The following is an 11,575-nucleotide window of genomic DNA, read 5'->3' as shown; positions in this document are numbered from 1 at the left end:
AAACATGCCGATGATTAGAACTGTAAGGGATGTGATTGCCTATTACAATCAGTGTGATTTTGGGTATGTGTTTAAGCGGGAAAATCTAAGCTCATGGTATGCCCAACTTCCTTCTGGCCAATCAAAGACAATCTTTTTGCAACTGATTGAACGTCTGACGAGGGAGGAATTTATTGCACTGGTTGGTTTAGCTTATGACCAGCGATTCGGACAACTGGAAAACCAGTTGATTAAAAAGAGTGACTGTGCTTTACGACCGCTTACCGTTAATGAATTTGAAAAGATTGTTTCTTCTCATTTTCAAGGCAAACTAGGTGATAAGGCCAAGTCAACTTTGCTTAATCGCTTGGGAATTGTGGTAGAGTTTCCCAAAAGCCCAAAAGAACTAGAAAAAGAGGAAAGTGAACGGCTGAAACAAGCCGAGGAGTTGATTAAGTCTTATTCTTTAGTTCGAGCCCTATCAAGCTTACATGGTAAGTTTAGAAAAAATAGTTTGGGTCAAGAGTTCAAGGATTTGTATGATTTCCTTAATTTCAGTGACCATCCAAAAATTCAGGCTCGGAACATTGCTTTTCCAGAAGCAGGCTATTCGCCTAAAAATTCTTTTTTTGAAATTCGTCAGCGTTTGGATTTGTTGAAAAAACTGATCAAAACAAACGCTGAGAATGGAGATTTCAAGGATTATGGGATTATTCTCGGCTTAGCCGATACCAACTTCAAGAAAGAAGAACATAAGATTGCTTATGACCGAGCCTTGCTGTTTGAACCACTTAAAACCCAAGTAACACCAGCTAGTACACTGGATGATGCTAAGAGACTGTTCTATACTTGGTCGACGTTTGCAAGGACAGATGACGAGGCGAAAGACTTATTGAGTGCTCTGTTTTTGAAAAAAGCTAATCTGGTCTTAGAATTTGATGACAAGCAACAGCAGGACTATTTTCATTGTCTCTGTGGTCGCCGTATTCCACAGGTGTCAAGCCAGTCTTGCCCAGTTTGCCAGAGTCGTCAGCAGACCTTTGGAAGTGTTAATCTAACGGATAAATTACTGGACGTTTATTTGTCACTCGGGATGTTTCAAACAGCCAGAGCTTTGACTGGGGCTAGTGAACGGGTTAGTCGTGAAGAAACGCGTGTTTTAGCAGATGTTAATCGTGCCTTTGACGAAAAATGCTATCAAAGGTGCTTGGCTTCTTTGCATCGACTGAAACAACAGTATGCTTATTTTGAAAACATTGTTGCTCAGAAAGAGAAAGTGGCCGAGAAGCAAGTTCAACTCGCCAAAGAAGTTGAAAAAGAGGCAATCAGGCAATCGCAACATCCTCAGGAATTTGGTCGTCAACTCGTGCTGATTTATCGCCATTGTCGAGATTATACCGCCTTAGAAAAGCTCAGTCAAACGTATCTCGGTATTGATTTTCAGACCTATTTTAAGGAGCATGCTATTGTTAGCATTGATATGGAGATGGTTTCAGTCACGCTACACAATAGATTTGGAACAGGTTTTGAACTACGACTGAAACTAGATCCAAGTATCGCTCAGGATGTGGAGGAAATCAACAATTTGCAGGTTATCTTGGTAGAGGGCTGGGTGACTAAGCCAAGCGATGGTTTAGCCTTGCCTCCGTTGTTTCAAAATAAGGAGTCAAGTTTATTTCGCAAAAAAATCAAATTACTGACTTCGGAAGTGAAGCAAAAAAAGTACACCTTGTTTTTAGGCAACGGCACGAGTTATTCATCAGGGAAGCCTTTTGTTGTCAGTGGTCTGTAAAGCAGAGTAAGAAAGGAGTAGAAGATTGGGTAAACAAGTCCAATTTACATGTTATAAATGTTATCGCGATAATAGGATTATTGATGTTTCCTATTATTCGCCATCAGTGGATAAGGTATTCAAACCGCTAACCTATCAATCGGGAATGGAGTGGCCATTGATTGAGTTGCCGTCAAGAGAGTGTTTTAATCACACGATAAAATTTGACCGAACGGTTAGTGAGAATTTAATTTTTCATAGTGGTCACTATAGTGTGGATGATAGCCCTTTAATCGCAGTCTGCCGTCATTGTTTTGATAAGGGCGATATCACTGAAATTCCAGAAGAAATTTTCTATGGTTCCTACAATACCTTTGTGGTGGCAGGAAGTAAAGGTGTAGGGAAAACAGAACTCTTTACTCTTATGACAGATGATATTCAGCGGTATGGTCATAAGTACTTTGAGGGTAAGAGCGTCACCTTTGTGGAAGATACAGAAGAACGTAAGAACCGCAAGGACCGTATCATGGAATTGAGTCGCTACGGACAATTGCCTGGTACAGCTAGTGATGAGCAGACCAGTATTATTTTTAAAATCAGAGATGGTGTTAAGGCGGATGAGGTCTATTCCATTTATGACGCAGCTGGTGAGCGTTTTGATGATTATAGCAGTGATACCTTGGCTAGTCACCAATACTTAAAAAACGCCAAAGGAATTCTTTTGCTGGTAGATGTGTTGCAGCTGCCGAGTATTCGGATGAAGGTCTCTGATGATAAGATAGAGGAATTTACAACAGCCCAAGAGCAGGATATTGTTTCTATCGTCTCAAATGTGACGCGTCTGATTAGAAGTACGAGAAATATTTCCTTACGGGCTAAAATAAATGTTCCTGTGGCTGTTGTTCTAACCAAGATAGACACGGTTTTGGATGTTTTTCCAACGGTTTTAGATGAGAAGTTTAAAAAACTAGGTTGGACAAAAGACCAGCATCAGGAACGCATTGAGCAGGTCAGTCAAACCATTGAACGCTTTTTGGATGATATGGGCGAGGGGGCTTTCTTAGCCCAGTTGAAAACTAATTACAGTGATGTCAAGTATTTTGCCGTTGCTTCTAGGGGATTGGATTTTGAAATTGACGAGGAAATTGAACCATTTCTTGTTGAACTGCCTTTGATTTGGTTGATGCAAGATAGGCACAAGGGTGCTCTATCGAAATTGAAAAAATGGTTAGGAGGGCAGTGATGGGCCATCAGTTGATTTATACCGTGGCTAAAAGGGGGCTAAAAGGAGGCAATGGCCACTGTGTTTACAGTTACGATGAGTTTTTTCCACAAGGTAAACTAAGAGGGACAACCTATTTCTCTCAGTTTAAATGGCCAAAGACTATAGATGTTTCCCAAATTGTTGATAGTAGCGAGACAGATATTAGTGTGCCGAACACTTTTTCCTATTTTTATGATGGAAAACCTCACTTCTATTCTAAAACCTATTTAGGCAAGGAATATTTAGAGGCACGTCAGCGCCCCGGGAATTTCCTGAGCCATTTGGTCATTTTGGACGAGGTGACAGATTATCCCATTTCTTTTTATGGTAGCTCTGATTTTAGGGAAACAATGTCCAAAGAAGAGGTCAATAGTGTGCAAGTCCCGCCTTTTCTTCCAAGTATCAGTTATCTGTCTTCTGGTTATTTGACTATCGAACGGATTAGGGCGTTCTTATCTGAGGGCAATCGAAAGGTCTACATCACTCAATTATTAGGCTTGTTGCTTGGTGAAAAAGCTAAAGAGAAAGGGCGTATCATTTGTATAGCGGATCAGTTTGAATACATTCCGTTATGGATTGCCGCAGTTACCTATCTGCTGCCACAAACCCTTGCGAAAACCATTACTTTTTCAACCTATGAGTACAAGCCTAATAGTGAAGTGTTGAACGGTCAACAGTTTGATTTGGTCGGTGTTGTTTCCGAGGGGACGGACTATCGCAAGGAACGAGCAGTATATTCTATCAACTGTGATCTGGCGAGTGGGACGTTTGGTCAGGAGGTGATCTCGATGCCTCGCTATATTAACTGGGCAGTAGAGCAGTTTCTGGCTTCTTCCAATAACATTGAGCGTCTCAATCACTTTATTCAGCAGTATTTGCAGTCAGCAGACCTCTTGTCTGCTATTGATAAGGTATTAGATTGTTACCGTTATTTTGATGGGCAGCATGACATGGACTTTTTTGACTCTGCTGTGGCCGTGGTGTCAAGTTACGGGAAAAGTGAAACAAAAGTCGCCTTTTTTGAGAAAGTACTATCAAGTCCTATGTTGAACAGGGTGCTCGATAGCCCTTATCGGAAAAATGTGCTTCATTATCTCAAACAAAAGCATCAGACAGACGCCTTGGCTTACACGACTGCGGTGGTGTCATTGATCAATATAGCTGAAAATCTTGCGGTCAAAACTGAATTATATAATGCTCTCACTCAGGCCTTTTTAAGCTATTCCAAACAAGACAAAATAGTTATCTTGAATAGCTGTGATGAGGAGCAGGTGCTTGGTCAATACATTGAGACTGGTTTGTCTAAACAATTTGACGAGTTTGTTTCCCTCATCGCAGACTTGTCTCCTGTGAAACAGTTGGCGACCTTACCGAGTTTGTTGACGGCTAACAGGCAGATTTTTGAGGTTATTACTCTCGGTATCACAACGCATTGGACTCCGAAATTGATTAGTGAGCTCTTAATTCATCGTGTTGACTACCTATTTAAGACCTTAACAGGTGAGCAAATTGATTTATTCTTTCAGTGGAGCCGACCTTATGGTGTACCTGTTGAGTTGCAGCTGTTAAAGCTTGAAAAAGATGTCTTGACTGCGTCTTCAATAGAGGAAAAGCTGGCTTGTCTCAGTGTAATTGACCGAACGGTTGCCCAGTCAAAACGTGAGAGTCTCAAATCGTTTATCGATAGCATGGTTACATTAGTCTTAGCAGATATTGAAACGGCTCAACAGCTATCCTATCTCTATCATTGTTTCGATCAGCTGAAGGTTGTTGACATGGTTGATACAAGCTTGTGGCAGCAGATTAGCCAGAAATTGTATCAAAAAGGGCAGTCGGAATTTTTGTTAGAGGTCTTGCAGTTTAATCTAGAACAGGGCAGATGTTTTGATGCACTCCTTCAAGATATCATTCAAGACAAGCAACTGAAGCGGCAGTTTGATTATTTGGACAAGGTCATTCGAAAAGGTAAGTTGGATGTGACATCTCAGCTCTATAACTATTTCCTTTCTTGCAAGCAAGAAAATAGCGATGCTAACCGGTTTAGGTTATTTTCAAAGAGAAGAGGATGAGGCTATGGGATTAGGATTAGAACTGTTAAAATTATCGGGTAAGGCCATCATTGGTAGTGCCAAACTTGGTAATCAGTTGAGTCATCGTGTGACTGAAACCATTGAGGATCATCGGGCACGAACCTCACGGGAGGCGAAAAAGTTTGGTTACGCCTTGGCGGGCGAGCATATCGGCTATGATGGTGCAGGGGTGAGGGACTATCGGGAACTCTTGCTCCCTAACCAGTTAACAGCGTCGGATAAGTCTGCACTAGCGAGTGGTGAATTTCAGCTCGGTCGGATGATTCATCCGAGAAAACAGGAGGAAGATTGCCCATTTTCTATTGCTGGTGACATCATTTATCGCCATCAATTATTGGTTGCACCATCAGGCAGTGGTAAGACCTATGGTGTTATTGTGCCAGCCATTCTCTCGTTGTTGAGCAATGATTTTCGTGTCGTTGTTAATGATGTTAAGGGTGATATGTTGGCTTTGATTAAATCAGCAAAAGAACAGCAGCAAATCAGGCATAAATTCACCGTCAAAGTTTGGAACCCTTTCCAAGCTGCTCATTCTCATTGTTGGAATCCTCTGGACGAGCTCAGTAGTTGGCAAGATAGTCAAACCATCAGAAGTATCACAGACGCTTTGCTCGGTTCAGATGATAGTCAAGGGGCTGAGAACACTCATTTTATCAGACGAGATAAACGCTGGTTAAAAGGGCTAATTATGTTGATTAAGAAACAAGATTCGCGTGCTAACTTTGCTCAACTATATGACTTGTTGACCAATAATCAGGTCAAGTTGGCCCAACTAATCCAAATAGAGCCTGATTTTTCCATCAAAGCTGATTTGAAGGATTTATTGGACATTGATAGTTCCTTGTACCTGAGCGGTTTGGCTTCTGTATTATCTGTCTTTGCAGAACGTGATACGGCATCGGTGACGAGAAAAAGTGATTTTACCATTAACGATATCTTGCACGAACCGGGTCTCTTGATTTTACACTCTCCGATTTATCAAGGGGAAAAAGCCTGGCAGTTGAGTGCCTTGTTTATCGGGATGATGAAGGATCGTATTTGCTCAGGGTTGTCTCATGCTCCTAGTGTGAAGACCTCGTGGATGATTGATGAAGCCGCTTTTATCGCTCCTAGAATTAGTCTAGATAAGTCATTAGCCCAGATTAGATCTTACGGTGTTGGGATTATGATGGCCATACAAGCCATTTCGCAACTCGGTGATGAGCAACGTCGAGGGAATTACACGGCTAACTGTGAGTCCAAGATTTTACTTCAACATGTGGATCGCCTATCCGCAGAGTTTCTATCCAAGGAAATTGGCCAGAAAACGGTTCAGAATTATTCTAAAAGTATTGGAAGTCGTGCCCAGAATAGCCTCAGCCGTCAGTTGTCCGAAGTGCCTATTTTATCACCTAGTGATATTATGCATTACCCGCTAGGATTTGGAGATTATGTCGGTTTATTCTATAATGCGAGGTTGTCATCCTCACCGATATTGCTTGATTTTACGAGGTAGTTTATGAGTTTCAAAGAAATGAGCACGAAAGAAAAACTTGTTTTTGGGACGGAGCTTACCTTAGCTGCTTTGAACATGAATTCGCAGCCTTTGGGAAAGAAAGTGATTCTTGATTCAAAAACACAAACTTGTATAACTTCTATGGAAGAAGCCCACCAACAGGCTCTCGATAGCAAGTTTGGGTTGTTGGCGGATGCACAAGGTTTGAGGCAGGAGAGCTCGAATAAAGAGATGGGCAAGGAGGCGGTGCGTGTCTATCAAAAACAAAAAAGATAAGTGAGGGAGGCAGATTATGGAGCGTTACGGGAACTATTCTAACAGGACAGAGCAGGCCTTTAACTACCAGCCGAAACAACAACCAACATTGGCTAGGCCGACGAAACAAAAACTCGGACAAACAGCGATTAAACTTAGTCAGTCGACAAATCGTCCTACCTTGACTAAACAGCAAAAAAGTAAGCTAGGTCAGGCAACCATCGGCTTAGCAAAGAAAATAACACAAACGCATAAAAAAAGATAATTATAAAGGAGAACTGTGATGGCTTATCGGATTGATTCTAAAGTTGTTAGAGGAGACTATGTTGAACTCGTTGAGTCGAGTGGCTTTTTAGGAGGTATAGAGTATCAATTAATTGTTGATGGTCGGGTCAAGGAACAGTCAAAAGATTTAGACTATATCCGGCGTTCATTTGACAATTATTGATGAGATGAAGGAGGAAACAAGGGATATGTTTAGTACACAAGGAACACACATTCAAATTAGTAAGAGGTTGTTTTATGTTGTTTTGATCGGGCTACTTGTTATATCTGGCCTAGCTTTCTATTTTGTGAATGACCAGAATAATAAGAAGTTCGATGCTTTGGCATATGATTTTAAGGACATCAAGATTTTGTCTAAGTCTGGTGAAAATTGGAGCATGCAGAGTTTGTCAGACTATTTTGTTGGAACAATTCCGAGTAAGGATAATATCACAGTTGAAAAACAAGTGGTTTCTGATTTTCAGAAGATTTTGTCTCCTAAGGCTATCGCTGATTATAGTCAGTTTTCAGATAATGACTTTACCAAGACTTACTTAGAAACCTATGCAGGCGAAAACTGGGTGGAGACAGGAGAGTATCAATTTTTAAAGTCAAAAATTCCTAGTGAGGAATTAGCGGCTAAAGAATTGGCGAGATATGTTTGGTTCAATAAGAATAAAGTCGCTATTGTGGACAATTATGTTTTTCATGCCCAGAAGCAACAATCTGACCAAGCGTCAGAACAAGAGACCGAAGAGTAAGCTAGTTTATAGAAGATGACAAACCAAAAATTGAACTGCTCCCTGTCAAGTGGACAATGAAATAATAAAAGCTTTAAGCCACGGCCTTGTTCCTCATTTCAAGAGGGGCAAGGCCGTTGTTGCTCTATTGAAACCGTTCATGATTGTAAAAATAGATGTAGGCATCGATGTCTTCGACTAATTCCTCGAAGGTCTTGTAAGTCTTCAAGTCATAGCACTCGGTCTTAAAGTACCCAAAGAAACTCTCAATTGGCGCATTGTCAATGCACTTACCAACCCGTGACATGGATCTGGTCAGCTAAAGTTGGTTGGTCACCATACGGTATTCTCTGGAGGTATATTGAGAACCGCGGTCACTATGGAGCAGCGGTCTGGCACCTGGATTAGCCGCCATCGCCTTTCGCAGGTTCTCCATCACAAGGGGATTGTCGTTGTGCCGGCTAATATGGTAGGCGACAATTGAGCCGTCATAGAGGTCCTTGATGGCGCTCAAATAAGCCTTAGAACCTAAACCATAGTGCAAGAAAGTCACATCGGTACACCACTTCTGATTCGGTGCATCAGCTGTGAACTCTCGATTGAGCAAATTAGCCTCAACGTTCACAAAACTGCTCTTAGTGCGGTAAGCACGAGACCTGCGGATAACTGATGACATCCCGAGGATGCGCATCAAACGACGGATTTAGTTGGTTACTAGCTGACGATTGACGAACCGTGTCATCCGACAGTAGCCTAAAATCCCCTTATACTTAGCGTGAAGCTCCTTAATGGTTGCCATCAGGGATTGATTGGTTGTTTCTGAAGCGGTCTCTTCGTGCTTGAGCCACTTGTAGTAGCCTGAACGGGATACGCTTAAGAGCCGACAAAGGGAGCTGATGCAACAGCCCTCGTGTTCATCAGCGTAGTCCTTGATGGCTTGAAAGGTTTCCAAGTGGCGACCAAGCCTCACCGTCGGTTTCGACGTCTGATTTCTTCCAACTTTTGGCGCTAGTCGTTGCGATTTTAATCGCTTACGAATAGCCCCGCAAGGCTTATCCAAGAGTTAGGAGCTTAAGCGACGCGACGATTGGCTATAAGCTACTGCGAAGCAAGCCGTTCTCCATTTCAAGGTACCGATTACATTCTTCCAGCTGTTTGATTTTTAGTTTTAATTCTTCCTCTGGCGTGAGATTTGGCTTGCTTTCAAGACCTTTACCGCGACGGTCTAACAAGCCTTGACTCCCATCCTTCTCAAACTTGCGAATCCAAGAATAGACTTGTTGGTAGGAGACATCATATTTCTCAATCGCTGCCTGATAATTCTTATCATGAGCAATCGTGAAGTTGACAATCTCAACACGTTCTTCAAAAGTGGTTTTACGGCCTTGTTTCATGCGACTCAGTCCTTTACTAGTAGCTGTTAATGGTTTACCACTAGTATAACGTTTTATCCACCTTCTGAGAACACTTGAATCCGAGATGTGATAGTTTTGCACAATCTGACGTTGACTCCCCCTGCCTTCTAGATAATCTTGAACAGCTTGTTCCTTTAACTCAAGGCTACAAGTCTTCCAATGACGACTTTCCTTAAGTCCATCTATACCATCTTGTTCATACCTGTGAACCCATTCTCGCAGGGTAGTATTAATGATACCAAACTGTTTGACCACACTACTTATTGATTGGTGATGAGTCAAATAGAGATTAACAACTTCTAATTTTTCCTCTACGGATTTCGGACTGCTTTTGGACATATGAAAACTCCCTCTATAGTTTCTAGTGAATTTTTGTTTTTTCACTGTCCACTATAGGGGGAGTATATCAAATCGGTCTTTTGGGGTTGTTTGTTAAGCCTCAAATCCTGGGATTTGTTTGAAGAGGTCTTCGACTTGGGCCAGGGTTTCAGCCTTGGCAACGGCACCGCGGATTTTGGCGGCACCAGAGGTGCCTTTGAGGTAGTAAGGGGCCAGGCCACGGAATTCTCGGACGGCCACGTTTTCGCCCTTGAGGGCCACCAGGCGTTTGAGGTGCTCAAAAGCGATGCCCAGTTTTTTCTCGAAAGGCAGGTCAGGCAGGGTCTCGCCTGTTTCAAAGTAGTGGTTAATCTGGGTGAAGAGGTAGGGGTTGTTAAGTGCCCCACGGCCAATCATGACGGCATCGGTACCGACCTGGTCAATCATAAACTTGGCTTCCTCCACGGTGCGGACATCACCGTTACCAATGAAAGGAATCTTGGTGATGGCCTTGGCCACCTTGGCCAGGGTCTCGTGGTCGCAGGTCCCAGTGTACATCTGCTCACGGGTCCGGCCGTGCATGGCAAGGGCTGAGACACCAGCCGATTCGGCCGCCAGGGCATTCTCAACCGCCAGAGACGGGTCAGCCCAGCCAGTACGCATCTTAACCGTCAGGGGGATGTCCATGGCTTTTTTCACGGTGCTGATGACCGAGTAAATCTTTTCAGGGTCCTTGAGCCACATGGCACCTGCCTCGTTTTTAACGATTTTGTTGACAGGGCAGCCCATGTTGATGTCCAGCATGTCCGCCTTGGTGTTTTTTTGCAGGAACTCGGCGGCCCGTGCCAGACTGTCGCCGTCGCTACCAAAGACCTGGATAGACATGGGGTGCTCGTTGTCGTCGATGTGGAGCATGTGGAGGGTCTTCTCATTGTTGTAGAGGATGCCCTTGTCGGACACCATTTCCATGACCACCAGACCTGCACCGAATTCTTTGGCGATGGTGCGGAAGGCTGAGTTGGTCACCCCCGCCATGGGGGCTAGGACAGTACGGTGGGGAATTTCAACATCCCCAATCATAAAGGAGGAATTAAGCTTGGTCATCAATCATTCTTTCTAGGTCAGTGTCTGAGAAGGTATAGGTTTGCTGGCAGAACTGGCAGGTAATCTCTGCCCCCTTATCCTGCTCGGCCATTTCCCTAAGGTCGCTAGCCGGAAGGGTCACGAGGGCCCCCTCAAACCGCTCGCGAGAGCAGTCGCAGGTGAAGGAGATGGGGTCCTCGCTCAGGCGTTTGAAGGCATCGTCGCCATAAATGGCGGATAGCAGAGCGTCGATGTGGTCTTCTGAGGCTAGGAGCTCTGAGATGGCAGGCATGGTTTGGAGGCGTTTCTCGAAGCGGGCAATCTCTGCCTCAGAGGCACCCGGCAGGACCTGGAGCATGAAGCCACCAGCCACTTTGACCTGATCCTTCTCGTCCAAGAGGACGTTGAGGCCAACCGCAGATGGGGTCTGCTCGCTCTCGGTCAGGTAGTAGGCAAAGTCCTCACCAATCTCGCCCGTAATCAGGGGCGTTGTTGAGGTATAAGGGTTGCCGGTACCGTAGTCGGTGATGACGATGAAGTGGCCGTTACCCATGAGAGGCCCGACCAGAACCTCGCCCGTCGATGTCCGCTTGAAATCCACGTCAGGGTCTTGAATATAGCCCTTGACCTGGCCATTGGTGTCAGCCACGGAGATGATGTGGCCAAAGGAGCTATCGCCGATGATTTTGAGGGTGACCTTGCTGTCCCCTTTTTGGTTGGCAGCCAGCATGAGGTTGGCAATCAGGGCTCGACCCAGGGCCACGGTTGACGAGGCCATGGTGTCATGGGCTGTTTGGGCAGTTTTCACGGTTTGGGTGGCATCCACCACGTAGGCTCGGAAGGAGCCAGAACTTGCTATTGTTTTAATCAGTTTATCCATAGCCTCTATTATAGCATAAGT

General features: G+C 44.0%; 10 protein-coding genes and 1 pseudogene. 8 read left to right on the top strand and 3 right to left on the bottom strand.

Features of this window, described 5'->3' with window-relative positions:
• Positions 1 to 10: 10 nt before the first annotated feature.
• The 8 genes from AC3ARB_RS08785 to AC3ARB_RS08750 are packed head-to-tail and all read left to right on the top strand — an operon-like array spanning position 11 to position 7,879.
• Positions 11 to 1,771, top strand: a complete 1,761-nt coding sequence (locus tag AC3ARB_RS08785) for a hypothetical protein (RefSeq protein WP_488320193.1) — start codon at positions 11 to 13, stop codon at positions 1,769 to 1,771.
• A 25-nt stretch (positions 1,772 to 1,796) separates the two neighbouring features.
• Entirely contained in the window at positions 1,797 to 2,993 is a 1,197-nt protein-coding gene (locus tag AC3ARB_RS08780; protein WP_488320192.1) for a hypothetical protein, read from the top strand.
• Positions 2,993 to 5,083 (top strand): GAP1-M domain-containing protein, encoded by a 2,091-nt coding sequence (locus AC3ARB_RS08775; protein ID WP_488320191.1) that lies wholly within the window; start codon positions 2,993 to 2,995, stop codon positions 5,081 to 5,083. The genes AC3ARB_RS08780 and AC3ARB_RS08775 overlap by 1 nt, the downstream gene beginning before the upstream one ends.
• Positions 5,043 to 6,599, top strand: coding sequence for a type IV secretory system conjugative DNA transfer family protein (locus AC3ARB_RS08770; protein ID WP_488320190.1), 1,557 nt, complete (start codon positions 5,043 to 5,045; stop codon positions 6,597 to 6,599). The genes AC3ARB_RS08775 and AC3ARB_RS08770 overlap by 41 nt, the downstream gene beginning before the upstream one ends.
• 3 nt (positions 6,600 to 6,602) lie before the next feature.
• Entirely contained in the window at positions 6,603 to 6,875 is a 273-nt protein-coding gene (locus AC3ARB_RS08765; RefSeq protein WP_488320189.1) for a hypothetical protein, read from the top strand.
• A gap of 16 nt (positions 6,876 to 6,891) precedes the next feature.
• The gene (locus tag AC3ARB_RS08760) at positions 6,892 to 7,119 is read left to right on the top strand and encodes a hypothetical protein (protein WP_488320188.1); all 228 of its coding nucleotides are present in this window, start codon (positions 6,892 to 6,894) and stop codon (positions 7,117 to 7,119) included.
• A gap of 18 nt (positions 7,120 to 7,137) precedes the next feature.
• Positions 7,138 to 7,302, top strand: a complete 165-nt coding sequence (locus AC3ARB_RS08755; protein WP_488320187.1) for a hypothetical protein — start codon at positions 7,138 to 7,140, stop codon at positions 7,300 to 7,302.
• 25 nt (positions 7,303 to 7,327) lie between these two features.
• Positions 7,328 to 7,879 (top strand): hypothetical protein, encoded by a 552-nt coding sequence (locus tag AC3ARB_RS08750; protein ID WP_488320186.1) that lies wholly within the window; start codon positions 7,328 to 7,330, stop codon positions 7,877 to 7,879.
• A 124-nt stretch (positions 7,880 to 8,003) separates the two neighbouring features.
• Here the strand turns inward: AC3ARB_RS08750 and AC3ARB_RS08745 are convergent.
• The 3 genes and pseudogenes from AC3ARB_RS08745 to hslO form a co-directional block, all read right to left on the bottom strand.
• A pseudogene (locus tag AC3ARB_RS08745) lies at positions 8,004 to 9,612 on the bottom strand (IS3 family transposase).
• Between the two features lie 93 nt (positions 9,613 to 9,705).
• Positions 9,706 to 10,695 (bottom strand): tRNA dihydrouridine synthase DusB, encoded by a 990-nt coding sequence (gene dusB, locus AC3ARB_RS08740; protein WP_488320185.1) that lies wholly within the window; start codon positions 10,693 to 10,695, stop codon positions 9,706 to 9,708.
• Positions 10,682 to 11,554 carry an Hsp33 family molecular chaperone HslO gene (gene hslO, locus AC3ARB_RS08735; RefSeq protein ID WP_488320184.1) on the bottom strand — a complete coding sequence of 291 codons (873 nt, stop codon included), beginning with the start codon at positions 11,552 to 11,554 and terminating at the stop codon, positions 10,682 to 10,684. The genes dusB and hslO overlap by 14 nt, the downstream gene beginning before the upstream one ends.
• Positions 11,555 to 11,575 lie beyond the last annotated feature (21 nt).

This window comes from Streptococcus sp. ZY171113, assembly GCF_057748235.1.
Note: the sequence above shows the minus strand (reverse complement) of the source record. Positions and strands in the feature narration are given on the sequence as shown.